The 22,782-nt window shown below is 36.1% G+C and carries 23 protein-coding genes; 7 read left to right on the top strand and 16 right to left on the bottom strand.

The features are described from left to right. Positions 1–22 precede the first annotated feature (22 nt). From H3T44_RS00150 to H3T44_RS00170, 5 genes are all read right to left on the bottom strand, one after another. A complete protein-coding gene (locus H3T44_RS00150) occupies positions 23–748 on the bottom strand; it encodes an ATP12 family chaperone protein (protein ID WP_198195452.1) in 726 nt (241 codons plus the stop codon). Positions 749–777: 29 nt separating this feature from the next. Next, complete coding sequence (locus tag H3T44_RS00155; RefSeq protein ID WP_198195453.1) at positions 778–2,934, bottom strand: AsmA family protein; 2,157 nt, start codon at positions 2,932–2,934, stop codon at positions 778–780. A 127-nt stretch (positions 2,935–3,061) separates the two neighbouring features. After that, positions 3,062–4,036, bottom strand: a complete 975-nt coding sequence (locus H3T44_RS00160; protein WP_198195454.1) for an RluA family pseudouridine synthase — start codon at positions 4,034–4,036, stop codon at positions 3,062–3,064. Positions 4,037–4,041: 5 nt separating this feature from the next. After that, complete coding sequence (locus tag H3T44_RS00165; protein ID WP_232347495.1) at positions 4,042–5,310, bottom strand: replication-associated recombination protein A; 1,269 nt, start codon at positions 5,308–5,310, stop codon at positions 4,042–4,044. A 115-nt stretch (positions 5,311–5,425) separates the two neighbouring features. Beyond that, complete coding sequence (locus H3T44_RS00170; RefSeq protein ID WP_155580410.1) at positions 5,426–5,686, bottom strand: hypothetical protein; 261 nt, start codon at positions 5,684–5,686, stop codon at positions 5,426–5,428. Positions 5,687–5,971: 285 nt separating this feature from the next. Here H3T44_RS00170 and H3T44_RS00175 point away from each other — a divergent pair, with 285 nt between their 5' ends. Continuing rightward, positions 5,972–6,334, top strand: a complete 363-nt coding sequence (locus H3T44_RS00175) for a hypothetical protein (protein WP_198195456.1) — start codon at positions 5,972–5,974, stop codon at positions 6,332–6,334. Between the two features lie 48 nt (positions 6,335–6,382). Here the strand turns inward: H3T44_RS00175 and H3T44_RS00180 are convergent, their stop codons facing one another. From H3T44_RS00180 to H3T44_RS00205, 6 genes are all read right to left on the bottom strand, one after another. After that, a complete protein-coding gene (locus H3T44_RS00180) occupies positions 6,383–8,737 on the bottom strand; it encodes a phosphoketolase (protein WP_198195457.1) in 2,355 nt (784 codons plus the stop codon). A gap of 60 nt (positions 8,738–8,797) precedes the next feature. After that, on the bottom strand, positions 8,798–10,024 hold the full coding sequence (locus H3T44_RS00185) for an acetate/propionate family kinase (protein ID WP_198195458.1): 1,227 nt from the start codon (positions 10,022–10,024) through the stop codon (positions 8,798–8,800). Between the two features lie 190 nt (positions 10,025–10,214). Next, positions 10,215–10,697, bottom strand: coding sequence for an SsrA-binding protein SmpB (smpB, locus tag H3T44_RS00190; RefSeq protein WP_110437994.1), 483 nt, complete (start codon positions 10,695–10,697; stop codon positions 10,215–10,217). Next, positions 10,698–11,585, bottom strand: a complete 888-nt coding sequence (dapA, locus tag H3T44_RS00195) for a 4-hydroxy-tetrahydrodipicolinate synthase (RefSeq protein WP_198195460.1) — start codon at positions 11,583–11,585, stop codon at positions 10,698–10,700. Between the two features lie 81 nt (positions 11,586–11,666). Then, positions 11,667–12,506: a prephenate dehydratase gene (locus tag H3T44_RS00200; RefSeq protein WP_198195462.1), complete on the bottom strand. Its 840-nt coding sequence runs from the start codon at positions 12,504–12,506 to the stop codon at positions 11,667–11,669. Positions 12,507–12,518: 12 nt separating this feature from the next. Then, complete coding sequence (locus H3T44_RS00205) at positions 12,519–13,250, bottom strand: 3-deoxy-manno-octulosonate cytidylyltransferase (RefSeq protein WP_155568111.1); 732 nt, start codon at positions 13,248–13,250, stop codon at positions 12,519–12,521. Between the two features lie 123 nt (positions 13,251–13,373). On the opposite strand from H3T44_RS00205, the gene H3T44_RS00210 reads away from it, so the two are divergent. The 4 genes from H3T44_RS00210 to H3T44_RS00225 all read left to right on the top strand — a co-directional run bounded on the left by H3T44_RS00210 (position 13,374) and on the right by H3T44_RS00225 (position 17,675). Continuing rightward, positions 13,374–13,871, top strand: a complete 498-nt coding sequence (locus H3T44_RS00210; RefSeq protein ID WP_122123584.1) for a cytochrome c family protein — start codon at positions 13,374–13,376, stop codon at positions 13,869–13,871. Positions 13,872–14,082: 211 nt separating this feature from the next. After that, on the top strand, positions 14,083–14,868 hold the full coding sequence (locus tag H3T44_RS00215; RefSeq protein ID WP_370552709.1) for an inositol monophosphatase family protein: 786 nt from the start codon (positions 14,083–14,085) through the stop codon (positions 14,866–14,868). Positions 14,869–14,893: 25 nt separating this feature from the next. Beyond that, positions 14,894–16,153 (top strand): phosphoglycerate dehydrogenase, encoded by a 1,260-nt coding sequence (serA, locus tag H3T44_RS00220; RefSeq protein ID WP_198195464.1) that lies wholly within the window; start codon positions 14,894–14,896, stop codon positions 16,151–16,153. Between the two features lie 37 nt (positions 16,154–16,190). Further along, positions 16,191–17,675 (top strand): YifB family Mg chelatase-like AAA ATPase, encoded by a 1,485-nt coding sequence (locus tag H3T44_RS00225; RefSeq protein ID WP_198195466.1) that lies wholly within the window; start codon positions 16,191–16,193, stop codon positions 17,673–17,675. On the opposite strand, the gene metC is transcribed toward H3T44_RS00225, so the two are convergent. Beyond that, positions 17,667–18,890: a cystathionine beta-lyase gene (metC, locus tag H3T44_RS00230; protein WP_198195468.1), complete on the bottom strand. Its 1,224-nt coding sequence runs from the start codon at positions 18,888–18,890 to the stop codon at positions 17,667–17,669. The two genes, H3T44_RS00225 and metC, sit on opposite strands and share 9 nt — an antisense overlap. A gap of 275 nt (positions 18,891–19,165) precedes the next feature. On the opposite strand from metC, the gene H3T44_RS00235 reads away from it, so the two are divergent. Then, a complete protein-coding gene (locus H3T44_RS00235; protein WP_155566812.1) occupies positions 19,166–19,822 on the top strand; it encodes an endonuclease/exonuclease/phosphatase family protein in 657 nt (218 codons plus the stop codon). On the opposite strand, the gene cls is transcribed toward H3T44_RS00235, so the two are convergent. Continuing rightward, positions 19,817–21,253 carry a cardiolipin synthase gene (cls, locus tag H3T44_RS00240; protein WP_198195470.1) on the bottom strand — a complete coding sequence of 479 codons (1,437 nt, stop codon included), beginning with the start codon at positions 21,251–21,253 and terminating at the stop codon, positions 19,817–19,819. The genes H3T44_RS00235 and cls overlap by 6 nt on opposite strands. A gap of 67 nt (positions 21,254–21,320) precedes the next feature. Here cls and H3T44_RS00245 point away from each other — a divergent pair, with 67 nt between their 5' ends. Further along, positions 21,321–21,716 carry a YraN family protein gene (locus H3T44_RS00245; RefSeq protein WP_198195472.1) on the top strand — a complete coding sequence of 132 codons (396 nt, stop codon included), beginning with the start codon at positions 21,321–21,323 and terminating at the stop codon, positions 21,714–21,716. Here the strand turns inward: H3T44_RS00245 and H3T44_RS00250 are convergent. From H3T44_RS00250 to H3T44_RS00260, 3 genes are all read right to left on the bottom strand, one after another. After that, positions 21,713–22,078 carry a hypothetical protein gene (locus H3T44_RS00250; protein WP_198195474.1) on the bottom strand — a complete coding sequence of 122 codons (366 nt, stop codon included), beginning with the start codon at positions 22,076–22,078 and terminating at the stop codon, positions 21,713–21,715. The genes H3T44_RS00245 and H3T44_RS00250 overlap by 4 nt on opposite strands. 121 nt (positions 22,079–22,199) lie before the next feature. Next, positions 22,200–22,529, bottom strand: coding sequence for a Grx4 family monothiol glutaredoxin (gene grxD, locus H3T44_RS00255; protein WP_198195476.1), 330 nt, complete (start codon positions 22,527–22,529; stop codon positions 22,200–22,202). Between the two features lie 24 nt (positions 22,530–22,553). After that, positions 22,554–22,781 carry a BolA/IbaG family iron-sulfur metabolism protein gene (locus tag H3T44_RS00260; RefSeq protein ID WP_110438007.1) on the bottom strand — a complete coding sequence of 76 codons (228 nt, stop codon included), beginning with the start codon at positions 22,779–22,781 and terminating at the stop codon, positions 22,554–22,556. Position 22,782 lies beyond the last annotated feature (1 nt).

The following is a 22,782-nucleotide window of genomic DNA, read 5'->3' on the forward strand; positions in this document are numbered from 1 at the left end:
TGATAATCAATTTATTTAAACCTCAATTATTGATATATTCAAGATAATCTACACATTCATTGATTTCTTTCTGTATAAGGTTTAATCTTTGTTGTTGTTCTGCATCATAACCCCAAATTTGAGATTGAATATGTTCATCCAGATAAGCATACTCAAATCCTTCTTGTGCTGATAACTTTCTTTCAAAAATGGCAATTGATAATACAACACTTCCCAATAATGGTATAATTACAGCAAAAAAAGTCAATTCTTCATCAGAAAGCCTCATAATATATGTTTTTATCTTATTGATTGTTTGTTTATCCTGCACAATAGGCATAACCCCTTTTGTCACCCTAAAGGTTATATGTAAAAACTCTTCAATCCATTGCAAAATAGGTTGCCATAGCTGATTTTGTTTATTTACTAATTGTTTAGGTTTTTCCGCACGATAGCAAAGCAATTCACCATTTACATAGGGAAGAAGGACATCAATATATTTCTTACGATCAGGTTTGATTTTTTCAATAAGAGTACTGATTATTCGCGTAATGGGTAAAGAATCAAATGAAAAAATATCTCCTTTTTTACAACCGGCATTTTGCCATTCATCTACTATTCTTTTTGCTAGCGTTTCGTTAGATACTTTTAGTATCGATTTCTGCGGAAGACGTAATAATTGTTTATCAAGATATATCCTAAAACCATCATCATCTTTGATATAAGTTGCCTTATCCCAAAAACGGCGCAATTTTAATGGTTTGTTCATATAATTTTTCCAATATCAGGTATTTATAATTATTGTGCTCTAGCTTTTGATAAGGAATCTGAACAATAATCGGTGCGTTCAAGCATTTTTTTTATCGTATTAATACTTAGGGTAAAAACCTTATCTTTATTTTTTTCAAAGTTTATAATCGGTTTGTCAAGATTGCCTTTAATAATGATTGGCACGGAGGCACTGAATGAACCCAATGAAATATCGGGAACAATATGAAAATCAATTTGATGTGCGGGTATAAAATAATACCCTGTTCCATTCAGGGCAAATTTTTTAGCCTGAAGTGTAAATGTATCAAAATATAATTGATCATTTTTCAGGTTAAGATGTACCGCCAAGCATTGCGTTGAAAGATTTTTTTTCAATGGCAAAGTATCAGCCGCTTTACCTAGATAATGTCTTAATCCTTCAGCCTTGACGATTCCTCCAATTCCGGCCATTCCAACGCGTCCAACCATTGAATGAATCCACTGATCATAATTTGAACCTTTAGCTGAAATATTTCCAGTCACTTCAATAGGACCACTATACAATTCTGCCAACTTATATCTTTGTTCCAGCCACTCCATCGGAAAAACGGATGGATGGATCGTAACATACAGTTTTTGATCATCATTGTTATGATTATAGGAGATATCAAGATTAAGATGATTTTGTTTATTAATGAACTGTGCATTGTTAATTTTTAACTGATTGTTATTCCAATTAAAATATCCTGAAAAATTATTAAAATTATATTGATTAAATTGAAGATTTTTACCGTTTATATTACCTTCTGCACCCAAATTGTGCAAAATTTCATCACGAATATGATTGATTGACTGAATGTCAACTCTAAAAGGCAAATATATTTTACCACTATAAAATATATCATGTGCTTCAACAAAACCATTTTTAGAAGATTGATGGTCAATTTTTAATGCATTTAATTTTATTTTGAGAGATGGATTTTTTCCTCCCACTGTCCCGTGAATCTGTGCTGAATAATTATCTGATGATAAATTTCCCTTTATGGGTATTTCCTTGAGATTATCTGAAAACAATATTTGTTGAAAATTATTCAATGTTCCCAAATCGCCAGCCCAACTGAATATATTGTCATTCACTTTTCCCTTAAACTGGATATTTATATTTTCATTAAACTGATTGGCTATGATTTGGACATTCGTCAAATCGAAATCTTTGTATGATTCCCTAATTGGAATATAACCCATATTTAATTGTAACAGTTTTATTTTTGGTTTTGAATTTTTCTCCGTTTCTGTATCAACATCTTCAAGTAGCGTATTGAAGGTAATATTTTCAACCAATGGTAAATTGGCATGTGGGAATAACAAATTAAGGTTCTGCAGGTTTAGAATCGCGCCTCTTGCCGATATTGAGAAATTTTTCAAATTGATAGAATCTTTTACAGTTCCATTGACATGTATATTTCCGACATTTTGATTTTGAAAATACTCTGTTAAAACCATTTGGAATTTAACAGGAAATGAAGAAACTACATTTCTATGCAATAGCAAAGCATCCGCATGATTGATACGCCCAGATAATGAAAAATTCGCTTGATGATTATGTCCATTAATTTCAAAACGTATCTTATTACCTTCAAACTGATCAATATCAACAGTTTTCAAAAGAAAATGGGCATGTTTATTATTTTTAAAATTATCGTAACATGTCTGAACATGACTGAAATTGATTGTCCTGAAATTAACTGTCCATTTTTTCTTATTTTTTTTCTTATTTTTTTCAGACGGAATATCTGATTTTTTATAGGGATGAAATTCCCAGTTTTTTATACCTTCTTGATTTTCTTCCAAATTTAATTTTACATTTGAAAGTTCCAATGCATGAATATTGATATTTTTTTTTAACAAAGACAATAAATTAATTTTCGCTGAAAATTTCCCTGCATGAATGAAATAATCAGCCTTGCCATCTTTTATATTTGCCAAAGCAATATCTGATGCTTTGATTTCAGGCCAGGGAACCAATTGAAGAGACAAATGATTTAAATGGACTTTTCGTCCTGTTTTTTTTTCAATTATTTCTGATAATTGATCATTGATTTTTTGCCGGTCAATCATGTAATTGATTGCAAGGTTACTTCCCGCTATCAATAATACAGAGGCTCCCAAAACACCAATAAATATCTTTTTCTTTTTTAGCATCATTAATCTTTGGATTCATTTAATAATGGTAAGTTAAAAATATAAACTAATCAGAAATAACATGATGGTTTTTTTATGCAATCATAAAACAAAACTAATTTTTCAAATGAAATATTTTCAATTACATTTTTTATCTTTTATTAACTTTGACACAATTACCGGATGGCATATCAAATCCCAATCTCTTAAATGTTTCTTTCATATGGGATGACAATTCAACTTCAACCTCCAGATATCCACCCTGGGGATGAGGAATGATTATTGCGCGGGCATGAAGATGTAGTAATTCTGGAAAACCTTCGAGTGAGCCATTCACTTGATTATATTTTCTATCCCCCAATATAGGACAATTCATGGCCGAACAATGAACACGAAGTTGATGCATGCGTCCAGTAAGGGGATATAATTCGACCCAGGCAAATTTCCTGGCGGCATAATCTTTAACCATATATTCCGTTACAGCTTTTTGCGCATTTTTACTGTCTTCTGAAACAACGACATATGATTCGCCCGGACGTTCAACTTTCAATAATGGAAGCGTCACCCTACCACTTGATGAAATGGGACGACCTGATGTAATGGCCCAGTATATTTTTTTTACTGCCCTGCCTCTGAACGCAGCAGTTAGTTTTGCTGCAGCAGCTGGATGACGAGCAATCAATAATATACCGGAAGTATCTTTATCCAAACGATGAACCAAACAGGGACGATAGTTACTATTTTCCCTCAATGCTTCAAGCATTCCGTCAATATGATATTTTACATTACTACCTCCCTGAACAGCAATACCGGACGGTTTATTGATAACAAATAAATCACTATCTTCATAAATAATCCAGCTTTTAACTTTTTTTGAAAAATTGTAATCCATGTCATGATTTTTCTTGGAAAATAGAACATCTTTTTCAACAAGAGGAAGCCGAACAACTTTTCCAGTATTCAAATGTGTAGATGCCTGAATTCTTTTTTTATCAACCCTTATTTGACCGGTTCTGCACAATTTTTGAATCATGCCCTGCGTAAATTGAGGATAATTTCTTTTTACCCAACGATCAAGACGCACTTCACCATCTTCATCTTTAACTGTAATATTTAAAATTTTCATATAATCTATTTATTTCTAAGTTTATTCCACTGTTCAAGACGTTTTGAAATGATCTCTTCTGTTCCCCGATGTGTGGGAAAATAAAACTGTTCACGTTTCATACGATCAGGAAAATAGTTTTGTCCAGAAAATCCCTCTTCTGTATCATGATCATACTGATATCCCTTGCCATAACCAAGTTCTTTCATCACTTTGGTTGGCGCGTTCAATATATGGGCTGGTGGCATCAAGCTTCCCGTTTTTTTTGCAACCGCTCTCGCTTTGTTATAGGCTTTATAAACAGCATTGGACTTTGGTGCTGTTGCCAAGTAAACTACCAATTCAGCCAATGCGATTTCCCCTTCAGGTGATCCTAACCGTTCATAACTCTCCCAAGCTGAAATTGCCAGTATCTGAGCATTAGGGGAGGCTAATCCAATATCTTCCGATGCAAAACGGGTCAATCGTCTTGCAATATATCTTGGATCCTCTCCACCCTCCAACATTCTCGCGAACCAGTACAAGGCAGCATCGGGATCCGAACCTCGAAGTGATTTATGCAGGGCTGAAATCAAATTATAATGCCCATCCCTATCCTTATCATACAATACTGCTTTTTGGCTTAGTAATTCATTTAACGCATTTTCATCAATTTTATGATCAAAATTTTGTTTGATTAATTGTTCTACCATATTCAAGAGATAGCGACCATCTCCATCTGCCATGGCAATAAGAACATGTAAGGCTTTATCCGTAAGAGGCAATTTCTTTTCAGTATTAATTTCAACACGCTGAATGAGTTGTTTCAACGCTTCTTCATCAAGACGTTTCAGTACCATCAATTGGCAACGGGATAACAAAGCACCATTTAACACGAAAGATGGATTTTCAGTGGTCGCCCCTATCAGAACAATAGTTCCATCTTCAACAACGGGTAAAAAACTGTCTTGTTGAGTACGGTTGAAACGGTGAATTTCATCCACAAATAATAGGCTACCCTTACCGGTTTGTTGTCTATATTTTCTTGCCTCGTCAAAAATTTTTTTTAATTCTGCCACCCCGGAAAAAATTGCGGATATTTGAACAAATCTCAAATTTGTATACTGGGAAATAATCCGGGCAATCGTCGTTTTCCCTGTTCCAGGATAACCCCACAAAATCAAACTTGATAAAGTACCATGATTAATCATACGGGTAATAATGCCCTTTTTACCAACCAAATGATTTTGTCCGACAACTTCCTCCAATTCCACTGGCCGCAATTGATCAGCCAGAGGAACCTTATTATCAATCATTGACTTCTTATTTGAATTCTCACTAAAAAAGGTGTGATCGGAGGCAAAAAGATCCTTGTCATTCTTTGATGCGGAAAAGATCATGAGGAATTCCGAATTAACTTGTCAATTTTATTTATTTCGCGTGAACATTACCGTAGGAGGGCGCTCCTACACCAGGACAACTGCATGGAGAGCCCAGAGGAACTTGATATGGAGTATGACAGCTATAAATTCCTGCCTTGCAAACAGATCCATAACCAACAGATGATTGTGTTCCTGCCGGAACTGGTGTTTCAGCTGTTCCTGAACATCCATTAAGAAACAGTGCGGATGAAACTAAACAAATACCGATACAAAAAAAATGTTTGATATTATTTATTCTTAAATTTACCATTTTCTTTCCATTCATGTTCTTCAATACTATTTTTATCAACGTTATGATTGAATATTATAATTTTCTATCCAAGGATTGATTTTTATCCGACATAAAGTTATCCACAATTTGGGGGATAAACTTGAGGAATAGTTTGTGTGTTATTATAGGATAATATGCTAAAAAACTGTATAAATATATCATTTATGTTATAAACATATATAATATAAAGGTTTTTATCTAACTTTAACAGCTGGATAACATAAACTTTGCAATTATGAAATCAAGCCTTAACTAGAGACTAAATTGAAAAATAGAACAAGATTTTTAACTTTTATAATCACCCTATTTCCCTTGACTGTTTATGGACAATCAAGTGATGAAAAATCAATCAGTTTTTCATATGAACAATTACAACCTATTTTCAAAATTTTACGAACCCAATCAACAACAATAAGTCCCTCATGTATTGAAACCTTAAAAGATATACATGAATTGAAAAAACAAAAAGCCAATGACAAGTTTGACAATGACAGGGATGTCAACAGTAAAATATTAAGATCCCTATACAACAATGCATTGGAATTTTGCAAAGTGGACGCGAGAAATATATGCAGTCACCAAGTTCCCATTTCCATACGCATGGAATGTAGAAAACTTTTAAACTAACAATCCATACGCTGAAAAACCAAATCAATATATATATTTACAATTTTTTTATTTCCAACGCCAGTTTTTGATTTCTGGCATATCTTCACCATATTGGCGAATATATAATTCATGCTCAACAAGTTTGTCTCTCACAAACTGATCTATATAAGCTATTTTTGATTTGTAACGATCAACCCTGTTCATGATGTTTGATACCAAGTGATAACGATCAAGATTGTTCAATACAACCATATCAAAAGGTGTTGTGGTTGTTCCTTCTTCTCTGAAACCATGAACATGAAAATTTCTTGCGTTGCTTCGTTTATAAATAAGCGAGTGAATTAATCTTGGAAAACCATGATAAGCAAAGATAACTGGTTTGTTGATTGTAAACAAGGCATCAAATTCTTGATTTGATAATCCATGTGGATGCTGATCATCTGTCATAAGAGTCATCAGGTCAACAACATTGATAAAACGAATTTTGAGATCTGGTACATATTCGTTAAGAATTTTGGTCGCCGCCAATGCTTCAAGCGTTGGTACATCACCAGCGCATGCCACAATGACATCGGGTTCTGTTCCTTTATCGTTACTGGCCCATTCCCAAATGCCAAGGCCTTTATAACAATGTTTAATTGCCTCATCCATGGTAAGCCACTGGGGCTCTGGCTGCTTGCCGGCAACAATAACATTGATACGGTCCGAACTTTTTAAACAGTGACTCGTGACCAGCAACAGGGTATTAGCATCTGGTGGCAAATAAACCCTGCTCATTTTAGGTTTTTTCGAAACAACATGATCTATGAAACCGGGATCTTGATGACTGAACCCATTATGATCCTGCCGCCAAACATGAGAAGTCAAAAGGATATTTAAAGACGAAATTGGCCGCCGCCATTCCACCTTGCTCGCCTCGTCCAACCACTTTGCAAATTGATTGACCATTGAGTCGACAATATGGATAAAAGCCTCGTAACAGGAAAACAATCCATGTCTTCCAGTCAATAAATATCCTTCAAGCCAACCCTCAACCGTATGTTCACTTAAAATTTCCATCACCTGTCCCTTATGGGCCAAATGATCATCGTAATCATATATTTCGGCATTCCAGACCCGATCGGTTACTTCAAATACCTTATTCAAACGATTTGAATTATTTTCATCAGGGGAAAGAAGCAAAAATTTTTCAGGATTATTTTTAATGACATCTCTTAAAAACTCCCCCATTATCCTGGTTGATTCAGCAATTACATGACCATGTTTCGTCATTTTTACTGCATATTGTCGATAATCAGGTAACTTCAAGGGTCGTCTGAGCAACCCGCCATTCCCATTCGGATTGGCGCTCATACGTTTATCCCCCTTGGGTGCCAATTCTGCAATTTCTGGAAATATTGCCCCTTTTTCATCAAATAACGCATCAGGATGATAGGATCTCATCCATTTTTCTAATAATTTCAGATGTTTTGGATTGCTCAAATCCCCAAAAGGAACCTGATGTGCACGCCAATAATCCTCCACTTTTTCTCCATCAATGGTTTTCGGACATGTCCAACCTTTTGGGCTTTTAAAAATAATGGCTGGCCATAATGGACGATCGGTATCATTATTTTTGCGTGCATTCTGTTGAATTCGATGAATACGATTGAATGCAGTATTCATGGCTGAAGCCATTTTCTGATGCATTGAATCTGGATCATTGTCTTCAACAAAAATTGGATCATAGCCGTACCCCTTGATTAAATTGATTAATTCCTGATGGGATATACGTGCCAATATAGTCGGGTTTGCAATTTTATAGCCATTCAAATGAAGAATGGGTAAGACAGCACCATCTGTTTTTGGATTAACAAATTTATTACTGTGCCATGATGTTGCCAAGGGTCCTGTTTCTGCCTCACCATCACCTATAACACATGCAACGGTCAGATCAGGATTGTCAAATATTGCCCCATATGCATGTGAAAGCGAATATCCAAGTTCTCCACCCTCATGAATGGATCCTGGTGTTGGTGCACCTGTATGGCTTGGAATGCCGCCGGGAAAGGAAAATTGTTTGAACAATTTCTGCATTCCCACTTCATCCTGTGTAATCTCGGGAAAAAGTTCTGTATAAGTCCCTTCAAGATAGGTTGACGCCACAACCCCAGGAGCCCCATGACCTGGCCCAGCTATAAAAAGAATATCGTTATCTCGTTCTCTGATAATACGGTTGAGATGAAGATAAATGAAATTGAGGCCCGGGGTTGTTCCCCAATGTCCAAGCAATCGTGGTTTGGTATGTTCCAGTTTCAATGGTTCCCTCAATAAAGGGTTATCCATTAGATAGATCTGTCCGATGGATAGATAATTGGCGGCATGCCACCATTTATTAAATAAGTCCACTTCATGTTCAGATAAAAGCTTTTTATCAGTCATTTTTTACTCCTTGATAAATAGCTATTGTTAAACTCAATAAGAGTTATTAAAACCCCGGATTCATGCACGCTGTTTCGAATTTAATAAAAGCTGTTGTATTTCTTTCAATATGATGAACTCCTCATTGGTCGGGATTGTATATACCTTGATATTGCTTTCTGAAGTACTGATCAGTTCATTTCCATCTTTATTTGCCTGTTCATCAATTTCAATCCCTAGCCAGGACAAAGTCTGACAGACCACAGACCGGACATATGTGGCATGTGCACCGATACCAGCTGTAAAAATCAATCCGTCAATCCCTTTTAGACAAACAATTAGCCGACCTATCTCTCCAATCAGTTTATAAATAAACAAATCCAGTGCCTGTTTGGCAAATTTCGATTTTGGTCCATTTTGGGCAATTTCATGAATAAGACCTCGCATATCACTTGAAACCTCGGATACACCTAACAAACCAGATTGTTTCCAGATTATATCCTCAATTTCATCGGGAGACCTTTTTTCTTCACGAGTCATATATAAGACGACATTTGGATCGATCTGTCCAGTACGTGTACCCATCACCAAACCGTCCAAGGGCGTAAAACTCATGGACGTATCAATGGATTTTCCCTTATTTATAGCCGCAACGCTTGAACCATTTCCAAGATGCGCCACAACTATTTTACCCTTGATCAGGGGGGATTTATTTTTTTGCAAATAATGCACGATATAATGATAGGAAAGACCGTGAAACCCATAACGTCTCAATCCACTATCATAATATTTTCTTGGAAGGGCAAAACGTTTAGCTTTATCTGGCATTGTGGCATGAAAAGCGGTATCAAAACAAGCAACCTGAGTAATATCCGGATATTTATCCATTATGACTTTCATGGGAGCTAGGCTGGCCGGTTGATGCAAGGGTACAAATGGTGTCAATGAATCCAGATAACTGTAAATTTTTTGATCAATAACAACAGGACGGTAATATTTCATCCCACCATGAACCACACGGTGACCGATTGCCAGAATTCTATCTTTTTTCATAAAATCGAAAAGCCATTTCAAGACCTGATCCAACAATTCATCCCTAGCATCAAGTTTTGCATATTGACCATCTGTCCATTTTTTTTCATGAATGATTTTATCTTGACGATCGGTTATTTTCAAATGTGGTCCTGATCCAATCCCCTCTAGTAATCCTTTGGAATATAATTCAAAATCTGAATTATTTTGACCCCGATACAGAGAAAATTTTAGACTTGATGAACCCGCATTAATGATTAATACGACCGATGCCATACACGAAACCCTTCTAGAAAAATAACCTATATATCTAGAAAAGCATAAAGTTAAAAAACTGTTTTAATCAATCAATAGCATAAATAATTGTGGATAAATCAATTAATTCATAAATTTATATTCAGTTTCTCTTCAGCCTTTCACATACTTAATGATTAATCGTAATTCTTTTTTTGTCAAAAGGATAATGTTAAAATTTATTCCTTAATAATCTTGCCTGATCACGTTTCCAGTCTCGATCAGCTATTGCCTGACGTTTATCCGCTTTTTTCTTACCCTGACCTAGACCCAGTGTTACCTTGGCTATCCCCCGGCTGTTAAAAAAAATATCCAGTGGAACCAATGTCATACCATTCCTACTTATAGCCCCTAGCAATTTAAAAATTTGTTTTTTATGAAGTAGCAGTTTCCTGGGGGCGCGTGGATCAAATTTTGAAAAAAATCCGCCCTGATATTCAGGAATGTAGCTATTGAAAAGCCATATTTCCCCTTCCCTTTCCCCTGCATGAGCCTCGTTAATCGTGGCCCGTCCTAAACGCAAACTTTTTACTTCCGGACCCTTTAACATTAAACCCGCTTCCACCTTATCAACAATGGAATAGTTGAACGTGGCTTTACGGTTTTTTGCCACGTTTCCAAAAGAGATTAAAGAATTTTTCTTTTTTTCCGCCATTTAACCCAATAATCCCACTTTTTCCAAAGCCTCTTTAACCCTAATCCGCGTTTTCTCCGCAACAGGCGCAAGCGGTAAACGGCAAGTCTCTCCTGCCAACCCCAAAACGGACGCCGCAAATTTAACGGGGCCTGGATTGCTCTCAATAAAAAGGGCATCATGTAAAACAGACAAACGATCCTGCATAGCCATTGCATTGGCAATATGACCATCCTTCCAGGCCTGTTGCATTTCTGCACATAATTTTGGTGCAATATTAGCCGTCACACTGATACAACCATCACCACCAGCGGCCAAAAATGAAATCGCGGTACCATCTTCCCCCGACAACTGGTTAAAATTCTTTTTAACCGCCCGTCTTACCTGAATGGGTCGGACAAGATTAGCCGTCGCATCTTTGACACCAACAATATAGGGATTTTCTGCAAGTCTTGCCATAGTCTCCACAGACATGTCAATTACTGAGCGGGCTGGTATGTTATAGATATAAACAGGAAATTCCGTCGCCTCTACAATTGACATATAATGACAATACAATCCTTCCTGTGTTGGTTTGTTGTAATAAGGTGTTACGACCAAAGCAGCTGTCGCGCCAATTTCTTTTGCAAATTTAACCATTTCAATAGCTTCAGATGTACTATTTGATCCGGCTCCTGCCAAAACTGGAACCCTACCATTTGCAACCTTGATCACCACTTCAACAATTTTCCGATGTTCTTCATGAGATAAAGTTGGACTTTCCCCCGTTGTACCAACGGGAGCCAGTACAGCAGTCCCCTCCTGGATCTGCCAATCCACAAATTTTTCAAAAGTAGGAATATCCAGTGAACCATCCTGTTTCATCGGAGTAATTAATGCCGTGATTGAACCTTCAAACCATATACTCATGTTGTCATTATTCCTTATCAATCATTGATATTCAATTATATATAAATAAGTGTATCAAAATTTTATAAAATTATATATGGACTATACACTCTGACGATATTGTGAAGCAGGATACACCCCCAAAAGAACGTAATCATCTGAATAAAATTTCAGTTCATTCAAGGCCTGATTTAACGGGTCATTGTGAACATGTCCTTCCACATCAACCAAAAATTTGGTTGCAACAAACCCCCCTTTATCCATACAGCTTTCCAAACGTGTCATATTTACATTATTTGTCGCAAAACCTCCCAATGCCTTGTAAAGGGCGGACGGAATATTTTTCGTTTTAAATAAAACAGTCGTCATCATGTTTTCACGTTGCATTGGAATTTTCTTCTCACGTGAAACGATATAAAAGCGGGTTGTATTATAATTTTCATTTTCAACATTGTATCTTAATACATCCAGCCCATTCAATTCTGCCGCAAGTTCCGATGCAATTGCCGCATCTTCCCTGTTATTCATTTTTGCTATAATTTCAGCAGCACCTGCGGTATCAAATTCTGTTATCCGTTCAAGCGACAAATCATTGATTATTTCCGAAACCTGCCCCATTGCCACCGGATGTGTGTGAACCCTTTTGATATCAGAAATTTTTGCATTCTTGATACCTATTAGACAATGTTCAATCCTTTGGAAATGCTCACCAACAATGAAAAGTCCCGAAGAAGGCAAAAGATTATGAATATCAGGCACTCTTCCAACTAAATTATTTTCGCATGGCAACATGGCTTGTTCAGCTTTTCCAGACTGCACAGCTTTTATCGTTTCAATAAAATTTTCACAAGGTAACGTTTCCCATCCCCGCCTTGCCGAACGACAGGCCATATCGGAATAGGCACCTGGTCGACCCTGAAAGGCAATAATTTTGGCAGTCATAAAATAATCCTATTAAATAATTCGTTTTCTTATCCGTTCAAGATCGTCTGGTGTATCAATTCCCAATGGCGCTTCATCTATTACAGCACAACCAATATTCATTCCAGCTTCCAAAGCTCTCAATTGCTCGAGTTTTTCACGTTTCTCAAGTAAAGATTGAGGCAAGTTTATAAAACGGTTAAGAGATTTTCGCGTATATGCATAAATACCGACATGGTGCCATAATGGACCCTTTCCCCATGGAATTGTTGCACGAGAAAAATACAGAGCCTTCGCAAATAATAAATCCTCACTAAAACTGCAAGCCACCTTTACTACGGAAAAAGCCGTCTTTTCAAATTCATTTTTCACGGGAGCTATTAAGGTTCCGATATCTATTCCAGAATATTTCAGCGGTATCAGTGATTTACCAATATCTGATGGATCAATGAGGGGTAAATCGCCCTGAACATTGATAATCGTATCAATGTGATCATATTCCTGCAGTAAGGATAGTGCCTGATAAATTCGGTCTGAACCAGATAAAAGATTTGGATCCGTATCAATTGCCCTGCCCCCGTTCTCCCTGACAATCTCCGAAATTTCCCTGTCACCTGAAGCTACAACCACTGGTCCGATTTTCGTTTTTAAAGCCTGTTCCATCACCCTGACTATCATAGGTTTTCCACCGATATCAACCAAAGGTTTTCGTGGCAGTCTAGTTGAGGCCAATCGTGTTGGAATAAGGATCAAAGCAGGCTTCATCAACAATTCTCTATAAAAAATATATATCAGTTTTTCTTTATGTTGTATTATTAATAATAAGCTTTTATTCTATAATCAATTTAATAATCATAGTTGTTATTCAAGAAACCAAAGAAAAATAAAATGGATAGTTTTGACTGGAACCGTATAGCTGCAGCTTGTGTCATATCCTGTGGAATATTGTTTGGTAGCTGGTTGATAAGTAAGATTTTGATTCCTTACTCACCGCTTACATCATCAGTATATGCTAGTGAAAATCAAGAAACCATTGATCTCAAAACCGCCGATATAGGCAAAGGAAAAATCATTGCCTCACAACAATGCGGAGTATGCCACAGTTTCAGACAGGGTGAACCTGATAAAATAGGGCCTTCACTTTTTAATATCAAAAATAAAAAAATTGCCTCCAGTCCAAACTTTAATTACTCTTCCTCGCTTAAAATACATGAAAACGAATACTGGACTGTGGAAAATCTAAATAAATGGCTTGCCAAACCACTCGCTTTTGCTCCCGCTACTTTAATGGCTTATGGTGGTCTTTCATCAAATAAGGATCGGGCGGATGTTATTGCATATCTAAATTCTCTGACAGGCAATAATCCTCCATCAGGACAAAAATAAAAAAACTAAAATAAAGAACCATTTGCATATGCAATAAATTGTAACTATGCTTAACCCAAAAAATAATTTTTGAAAAATTATAATATTTTAAATTTTATTGATTTCAAACAATAGGTTTTATAATCTTTATGCTCCAACAATTTTAATGTTAAAATTATAAATCAATTAATTTTTTTACCCTTATCACCTATTGTCTAATCAGGAAAATATAGTGAAGAATTTAAATTCTTATCTTCAGATTGCTGAACATGCCCTTCAAGAGGCACAAAAAGTTATTCGTCCCTATTTTAGACATTCAATTCATGCAGATGACAAATATGATGAATCCCCTGTAACAAAAGCCGATCGTGAAGCCGAACAAACAATCCGACAAATCCTAAAACAAGAAACACCCGATTTTGGAATTATTGGAGAGGAATATGGATCAGATAAAATAAATTCCAAATTTCAATGGGTTATAGATCCAATTGATGGAACCAGGGCTTTTATAACAGGCCGTCCCTTATTTGGAATATTAATCGCCTTATTGTATGAGGGTAATCCTGTATTGGGAATCATTGACCAACCGATACTCAAAGAGCGCTGGATCGGTCTTGAAGGGTATGAAAGCCAATTTATTTCTGAATTTGGTGGTCATATAGGTACAAGAAAATGTATTGACCTTTCCATAGCCGAAGGTTCTTGCACTGCACCTGAAATCCTTGATCATTCTCCAAACACCCGTTGGAAATCATTATGCCAAAAAATCAAGAGAATGAGCTGGGGTGGAGATTGTTACGCATATGGTTTATTGGCATTGGGTCAAATTGACCTCATAATTGAATATGGCAATAAAATTTGGGATTGGGCGGCCTTGGTTCCAATCATAAAAGGAGCCGGAGGATCAATAACCGACTGGAATGGAAATTCCCTATCTCTTCAAAACAATAATAAATCTGTGCTAGCTTTGGGTGATCCGGGCTTAAAACAGGACATTATAAAAATTTTAAATTTTTAGTTTTTATATATTAAAGAGAAAATTAATGAATTCACATCTATCATTACCCAAAGACAAAATTCATATTCTTTTATTAGAAGGTGTTCATCAAAGTGCCGTCGATTTATTAAAAAAGAATGAGTATAACAACATTACCTATCTTAAGACAGCCTTGGAGGGTGATGCTTTAAAAAAAGCGATCAAAGGTGTACATTTAATCGGTATTCGCTCCCGTACACAATTAACCAAAGAAATCTTGGATGAAGCCGATAAACTGATTGCTATTGGATGTTTTTGCATAGGAACAAATCAAGTTGATCTTAATGCTGCACGCAATCTGGGTATTCCTGTTTTTAATGCCCCCTTCAGCAATACCCGTTCGGTGGCGGAATTGGTAATGGGTGAAATCGTCATGCTTTTAAGGCGCATTTTTGTTCGCTCATCCGAATGTCATAAAGGGCTATGGGACAAAAGCAGTATAAACAGCTGGGAGGTAAGAGGAAAAACTTTAGGAATTGTGGGATATGGATCCATCGGATCACAATTATCAATTTTAGCCGAATCTTTTGGATTACAGGTTATATATTATGACATAGTTGATAAGTTAAGTCATGGAAATGCGCGTCCTGTCCAATCATTGAAAGATCTTTTACAGATAAGTGATATTGTTAGCCTGCATGTGCCTCATAATAAAGGCACTATCAATCTGATAGGCGAAAAAGAGATAGCCTTGATGAAACCCGGTTCATTTCTTATCAATAACGCTAGAGGACAGGTTGTTGATATTGATGCCCTTGTACAAGCATTGAAATCCAATCATCTTTTAGGTGCGGCAATTGATGTATTTCCTGTAGAACCCAAAGTTAAAGGTGAGGAATTCACTTCACCATTACGCGGATTGGATAATGTTATCCTAACACCTCATATCGGTGGATCCACAATCGAGGCGCAAGAACGAATTGGTCGGGAAGTAGGAAATAAGTTTATTGAATATTCGGATGTCGGTTCAACCCTAAGTGCCGTAAATTTTCCAGAGGTTCAGTTGCCAATCCGTTTAAAAGGCACACGATATATGCATGTTCATAAAAACATTCCTGGCATCATGCAAAAAATTAACAACATATTTACCAAGGTCAACGCCAATATTTCCGCTCAATATTTACAGACGGATGGTGAAGTGGGTTATGTTGTCATTGAGGCAACAACCGATGGGGATAAGGAAGTTGATATTGAAATTTTGCGAGCCTTACGCAATCTCGAGGGAACGATCAGGGCTCGAATCCTTTATCGTCCAAATGAGTTGTAATTAATTAAAATTTTAAAGGCAGGATCCATATTCTATAATGTCAATAACCAGAATATCAACTTTTGCCTTTTCTGGTATTGATCCTATTTCTGTGGAAATTCAGGTTCAAATCTCTCGAGGCTTACCCGCATTTACAATTGTTGGCCTGGCTGATAAGGCCGTGACTGAATCCCGTGAACGGGTTAAGGCCGCCCTTATTTCAATGGGCATAGCCTTACCACCGAAACGGATTTTGATAAATCTTTCTCCAGCCGATATTATTAAAGAGGGCACTCATTATGATTTGCCTATTGCTTTGGGACTGTTGGTCGCTTTGGATATTATTCCTGAAGAAATGTTATTGAATTATGCAGCTGTTGGCGAATTATCACTTGATGGAAAAATTAGTGCTGTCAACAATGTAATTTCAGCAACTATTGGAGCTGTTTCTCAAGAAAAAGGTTTGATTTGTCCAGCCATACAAGGAAGCGAAGCCTTATTGGGTGGAGATATAGATATACTTGCTGCTCCCGATCTGCTTTCAATCATCCAGCATTTTTTGGGAAAACAGATTTTAACGCCTCCTAAAATGTTACAGTCTCCAAAAACCTCCCATGATTATGATTTGTTTGATATCAAAGGTATGGAAAGTGCAAAACGTGCCCTGGAAATTGCCGCTTCAGGTGGTCATTCAATGTTGATGATTGGGCCGCCAGGATCTGGCAAATCCATGCTTGCAACAAGATTGCCCAGCATTTTACCTGATTTAACCGCACAACAATCTTTAGAGGTTACTCGTATTTATAGTGCTGCGGGATTATTAAACGGTTCTGTCCCTATCAGACAACCTCCCTTTCGAAACCCGCATCATTCTGCCAGTCAAGTTTCATTAACTGGAGGAGGAATAAAAGTAAAACCGGGTGAAATAAGCTTGGCTCATCATGGAATATTATTTTTGGATGAATTTCCTGAATTTACGAGGAACAGTCTTGAAGCATTAAGACAACCGCTTGAAAATGGTAAAATATCTATTGCCAGAGCGATGAATCATATAACTTTCCCTGCGAAATTTCAATTAATTGCCGCAATGAATCCCTGTCGATGTGGATATATGGGCGATACAGAACGTGAGTGTCATCGTGTCCCCCGCTGTGGTGAAGAATATACTCGTAAGATTTCTGGTCCATTATTGGATCGTATCGATATTGTTACCTATATTGAACCGATACCACCACGCGATATCGTTTCCATACCGAATGGTGAAAAAAGTGTAAAGGTTGCAAAACGTGTAAAAAAAGCCAGAGAAAAACAATTTGAAAGACAGAACAATTTAAATTGTGAATTAAATAATAATCAAATATCATTATCTGCCTCGGTGGCGGAAATAGTAGAAAAAGCTTCAATGCAATTACGCCTTTCTGCCCGAGGCATCACAAGATTATTGAGGGTGGCTCTTACAATCGCAGATCTTTCAGAAAAGGATGAAATTGATATTTCCAGTATTACTGAAGCGTTGTCCTATCGAAAACGTAATCTACTTTAACGTTTTATCAAAAGCTTGTTTTAAATCTTCAATCAAATCATTTTCATTTTCTAAACCGATATGAAACCTACAAGCCGAACCAGTTAAAGTTCTGCTTTTATATTTCCTTCTTATTTCTCCATCAGTGAGTAAAACCAGACTTTCATATCCCCCCCAAGAAGCACCAATTGAAAAAATTTTAAGATGATTAATCATTTCAATAACTTTTTGCAAAATAATATTTTTTTTGAAAACCACTCCAAATACACTGCTTGCACCTGTAAAATCTCGTTTCCAAAATTCATGCCCATAACAACTTGGCAATGCAGGATGAAGAACCCGTTCAACATAAGGTTGCCGACTGCACCAGTGTGCAATTTTTAATCCGGTCACTGATTGTTTTTCGAGTCGCGCCGCCATAGTTCTCAACCCACGCAATGTTAACCAGCATACATCTGGCGCTGCCACCTCTCCCATGGCGACAGCATAATCCCTTAAAATATGCCAGTCATCATCACATTTAACTGTAATGGCACCAAGTACTAAATCTGAATGACCATTGGCATATTTTGTTAATGCCTGAACAGATATATCCACTCCATGCTCGAAAGGCTTAAATATACCTATACCCCATGTATTGTCTAATATTAGTTTAGCTCCATATCTATGAGCTATTTCAGCCGTACCGGCAATATTCTGAATTTCAAAACTATGACTACCGGGACTTTCCGTAAATATTAATTTCGTATTGTTTTGAATATAGGTTTCAATTTCATCAAGATTACAATCAGCGGGGTAGTAGCTGATTTCAACTCCAAATTTTTCCAAAACAGTCTCTGCAAACCGTTTGGTTGGCCCATAGATACTGTCAATTATCAAACAATGATCACCTGACGATAAAAAACCTAATAGAGGTATAGTACAAGCTGCCAAACCCGATGATACTACTTGACAATGTGATCCTCCTTCAATTTGGGCAATAACTTGCTCAAGCTGATGCTGATTTGGTGAACCCATTGCTCCATAAAGCGTTTCATGTTCATACTTACCTTTTTCCGAACGACGCATAGCCTCAACTGAAGGATAAATAACTGTCGATCCCCGTGCGAGCGGATCATTTACAAACACACCTTTCTCGGGTAATGAGTAGGTCTGTCTACCTATTTGGACCAAAAATGTTGACAAAATTTTCCATCCATAGGAAACGGCCAATTCTTCAGATGATATATAAGACATGCTTTAACCTTTTTGATAAAAAATCTTTTACTTACTGAAAAATCATTTTATAAAGATTTGTCATATTTTTATATTTAAATACTGTTAGCAATAATTGAAATTCATACTTTATAATATTTGCCAATTAGTAATTGTTATCGATAATTAATTATCCCAAAAATGTTACTAAAATTCTTATATATTGAAACACAAAGATTAATTCTTAAATTTGTTGGATCAGAAATAGGTAGTAATATTAATTATATTATCAGATAACTATCCAAGAATATCAATTCATGACCCTTTCAATTACGCCACATTACAAAATTCCTAACATTCCTAAAATATTTTCTCAAATGAAAATTATCAGCTGGAATTTGTTAAGAAAAATTGGAGCATCTCCATATGACGTTGCTTATTTGATCAATAATCACAAACCTGATTTATTGTTAATGCAGGAAGCAACAGAGGAAATTAATATTTTACCCGATCTTGTTGGTGGTTATTACAGTCGTTTTCCATTACCTGGCAGAATTCATGGTGTTGCTTGCTGGAGTCCTTACCCATTTTTTTCGCCACCCACGATTTGCGATTTACCCCGAGGCACGTTAATCAAACGTGTTGCCCAATTGATTGATTATGGAAATTTCTGGATAGCTAATGTCCACCTATCCCATGGTCAGATATTGAACCGTAAACAATTACAGGCTCTTGCCGGTATTCTACCTGATCACGCTGCAGTTTTAGGTGACTTTAACCAGATTGGTCCCGCATTATTACATGGATTCAGAGATGTTGGGCCCAATGAACCAACACATAAAATGGTCAATCTTGTGCCAATTCGTCTCGATCGTTGCTTGATCAAGGGTATGGAATGTATTGCAAGTCAGGTTTTATCCAGATTTACATCCGATCATCATCCAATAATGGTGATACTACGTCCAGTCTTATAAATATGGAAGCAGCAATCGAGTAGTAGCATCTCTTAATTTTACCAAAAAGAATCTTTTTTCAAGCTCTTTTAATTTTAATAGCTTGTTTTTATGCAATATAATGAAATCGTCAATTTTTTCTGAAAATTTTTCATGATAAACTTCCATATTGATTTCAAAATTCAATCTTAAACTGCGCATGTCAATATTTGAACTACCCACAAAGGACCATAAACGGTCAATTACCATCAGTTTGGAATGATTGAAAGGAGGTTTGGCCAACCAGATTTTACATCCATAACGTAAGGGTAATTTATTGTTTATGTTTCTGGCCCAATCAACCAAAAACTGATTGCTTTGTTCAGGGGTAATTATTTCAATTTCCACCCCTCGAATGGCAGCCATACATAACAATGATAGAAAACGGTCATCTGGCAAAAAGTAAGGGGTCATAATCCTTATTGATTTACGCGCCAAACTTATTGCCTGCATCATTGTATATTTGATTTTTTCCATATCTGAATCAGGACCAGCGGTTATAATACGACATACCATATCTCCTTCCTCTTTCACTTCTGGAAAAAATTTTTTATCATCCAGCTTTTCCGATGTAATAAAAAACCAGTCCTGCAAAAAAGCTTCGGTTAATTCATGAACAATGGCGCCTTTTACTCTAAAATGAGTGTCTGAAACCGGATTTTTAGGGCATTTTGATAACACGTTTACAGCAGCGATATTTAAACCTCCTATAAACCCAATCTTTCCATCTACCACCAAAATCTTCTTATGAGTTCTTAGGTTTATAAACGCCATTTTCCAGGGAAGAAATGTATGCATAAACCTGTCTATACGAACGCCATGAGCTTTTAAATATTTGGCAATGGGACAATAGAAATAACCGCTACCTATTCCATCGACAAGTACACGGACAACAGCGCCCCTTTCATGTGCCCTGATTATTGCATCGGCAAATTTCCTGCCAATATTATCACTTTTAAGAATATAAGAGGATAAGAAAACGCAACTTTTTGCAGAATTTATTGATTCCAGCATAACGGGATAGGCTTCATCCCCATTATGATATATATCAATATTATTTCCCTTTAATAATGCCCTTTGTGTAAAGCTTTCTACAACTTTAGCCAATGGATAAAAATGACCTTGAACTGTATAATTAAAATTGCTTTTGGTAAATTTATGATGCCAAGGCCTGTGTGTGGCCAATTTTTGTGCCTTTCGGGTAACACGATTTATACCAAACATAAAATACAGAATAAAACCCGTAATTGGCATTATCCACGAGAATCCGATCCATCCTATCGCAGCTTTGGTATCTCTCACATGTTTCAAAACATGATATGTAACCACTATTAATAAAAATAATCTTAGAACCGCCATTACCCAATCTTGCTTGACATCAATAAAAAACAGATAAGTATAAAAGGCAGTCATAAAATTCCATTCCAAATAATTAACAACATATATTTTTATTCTATTTTAATTATGTTATGTTTTAATTATGATCAAATTTAGTAATCGTCAAAACGATTTTAATTCTTATTCTTTCACCAATAAAAATTATTCTGCTGGATTATTTGCTGAAGAAAAAGTAGCGAGCTATTTAAAAAAACTTGACTGGAACATATTGAATCAAAGATACCGCTGTCCATTTGGAGAAATTGATTTAATTGCACAACGTGCTGACTATATATTGTTTGTGGAAATAAAAAAAAGAAAAACCTTGCGTAAAGCTCTTTTCGCTCTTACTAATAGACAAAAACAAAGATTGATTAATTCCGCGAATTGTTATCTTAAAACATATAACATGAATAATATCAACAATGTTCAATTTGATTATATTATACTAGATTCTCAAAATCGAATTGAACATCTTGAAAATATTACCGCTTATTAGCTACGATGACGACGAGCTTTAGATTTTTTATGGGATGAAACATTATATAGAGCGTTTCTTACCCTCATTTTTCCTAGATTTTTTTGTCTGTAGGAAATTTTATGAACCAATGATGAATAACTTTTTTTTGAACTCGTGTGATAGGCAACATTCCTTAACATTGGATGTCTTGATTTTCTCACAGTACGTTTGACAGGACGGTAATGATGTACTATAGGTGCAGCCGTAAGGGATGCAAGGGTTAACTTACCAGCTTCCGATTCCGTAACAATATGTTGTGCCTTAACAAAAGAAGGCGTTGAACATCCTAATATTGTAATCCCTAAAACCCAATAAAAAGTTTTTTTTACATTTTTTATCATTATCCCAGACCCTTAAACCAAATACAACCTAGATATCAAGAAACACATTAAAGGATAATTTAGCAAGAATAAAAAGAAATAAAATAGAATTTTTATTCTTGCGTTGTAAAAATTCTACTATTTACTTGCTGATAATATTTTCATCCTGAAAAAGGGTTTTCAATTCGCCAGTGGCATACATCTCGCGAATAATATCACAACCACCGACAAGCTTTCCCTTGACATAAAGCTGAGGAAAAGTTGGCCAACTGGAAAACTCCTTTAATCCCTGCCTTAATTCATCATTTTCAAGAATATTTACATCCTTGAAGGAAACGCCCATATCAGAAAGAATATGAACCACTTTTGCAGAAAAACCGCAACTTGGAAAGTCTGCTGTACCCTTCATGAAAAGAACAACAGGATTGTTATCGATTTCTTTTTGGATTTGTTGAAATAACGGATTACTCATTTATTGTATAATTCCTTGATTAGATTATTTTAATACAGACGTTTGTAAAGCCAAGGCATGTAAATCTTTATCCATATAATTTTCCAATGCCTTATAGACAAGCTGATGTTGCTGAACTTTGCTTAATCCATCAAATTCTTTAGCGCTGATCTTGCAATAGAAATGTCTTCCATCATTTTTCAATGCACCAACATCAATAATAGCATCAGGAAATACTTCGACTAAGCGATCTTTAATTTCTGAAATATTCATC

The sequence above is a fragment of the Commensalibacter sp. M0355 genome, assembly GCF_016101365.1.
In the GTDB taxonomy this organism is placed as follows: domain Bacteria; phylum Pseudomonadota; class Alphaproteobacteria; order Acetobacterales; family Acetobacteraceae; genus Commensalibacter; species Commensalibacter melissae.

Bases quoted from the DNA above. Each gene is read 5' to 3' on its own strand.
- H3T44_RS00150 (WP_198195452.1), bottom strand. From the start codon at position 748: ATGAACAAACCATTAAAATTGCGCCGTTTTTGGGATAAGGCAACTTAT.
- H3T44_RS00155 (WP_198195453.1), bottom strand. From the start codon at position 2,934: ATGATGCTAAAAAAGAAAAAGATATTTATTGGTGTTTTGGGAGCCTCT.
- H3T44_RS00160 (WP_198195454.1), bottom strand. From the start codon at position 4,036: ATGAAAATTTTAAATATTACAGTTAAAGATGAAGATGGTGAAGTGCGT.
- H3T44_RS00165 (WP_232347495.1), bottom strand. From the start codon at position 5,310: ATGATTGATAATAAGGTTCCTCTGGCTGATCAATTGCGGCCAGTGGAA.
- H3T44_RS00170 (WP_155580410.1), bottom strand. From the start codon at position 5,686: ATGGTAAATTTAAGAATAAATAATATCAAACATTTTTTTTGTATCGGT.
- H3T44_RS00180 (WP_198195457.1), bottom strand. From the start codon at position 8,737: ATGACTGATAAAAAGCTTTTATCTGAACATGAAGTGGACTTATTTAAT.
- H3T44_RS00185 (WP_198195458.1), bottom strand. From the start codon at position 10,024: ATGGCATCGGTCGTATTAATCATTAATGCGGGTTCATCAAGTCTAAAA.
- smpB (WP_110437994.1), bottom strand. From the start codon at position 10,697: ATGGCGGAAAAAAAGAAAAATTCTTTAATCTCTTTTGGAAACGTGGCA.
- dapA (WP_198195460.1), bottom strand. From the start codon at position 11,585: ATGAGTATATGGTTTGAAGGTTCAATCACGGCATTAATTACTCCGATG.
- H3T44_RS00200 (WP_198195462.1), bottom strand. From the start codon at position 12,506: ATGACTGCCAAAATTATTGCCTTTCAGGGTCGACCAGGTGCCTATTCC.
- H3T44_RS00205 (WP_155568111.1), bottom strand. From the start codon at position 13,250: ATGAAGCCTGCTTTGATCCTTATTCCAACACGATTGGCCTCAACTAGA.
- H3T44_RS00210 (WP_122123584.1), top strand. From the start codon at position 13,374: ATGGATAGTTTTGACTGGAACCGTATAGCTGCAGCTTGTGTCATATCC.
- serA (WP_198195464.1), top strand. From the start codon at position 14,894: ATGAATTCACATCTATCATTACCCAAAGACAAAATTCATATTCTTTTA.
- H3T44_RS00225 (WP_198195466.1), top strand. From the start codon at position 16,191: ATGTCAATAACCAGAATATCAACTTTTGCCTTTTCTGGTATTGATCCT.
- metC (WP_198195468.1), bottom strand. From the start codon at position 18,890: ATGTCTTATATATCATCTGAAGAATTGGCCGTTTCCTATGGATGGAAA.
- H3T44_RS00235 (WP_155566812.1), top strand. From the start codon at position 19,166: ATGACCCTTTCAATTACGCCACATTACAAAATTCCTAACATTCCTAAA.
- cls (WP_198195470.1), bottom strand. From the start codon at position 21,253: ATGACTGCCTTTTATACTTATCTGTTTTTTATTGATGTCAAGCAAGAT.
- H3T44_RS00245 (WP_198195472.1), top strand. From the start codon at position 21,321: ATGATCAAATTTAGTAATCGTCAAAACGATTTTAATTCTTATTCTTTC.
- H3T44_RS00250 (WP_198195474.1), bottom strand. From the start codon at position 22,078: ATGATAAAAAATGTAAAAAAAACTTTTTATTGGGTTTTAGGGATTACA.
- grxD (WP_198195476.1), bottom strand. From the start codon at position 22,529: ATGAGTAATCCGTTATTTCAACAAATCCAAAAAGAAATCGATAACAAT.
- H3T44_RS00260 (WP_110438007.1), bottom strand. From the start codon at position 22,781: ATGAATATTTCAGAAATTAAAGATCGCTTAGTCGAAGTATTTCCTGAT.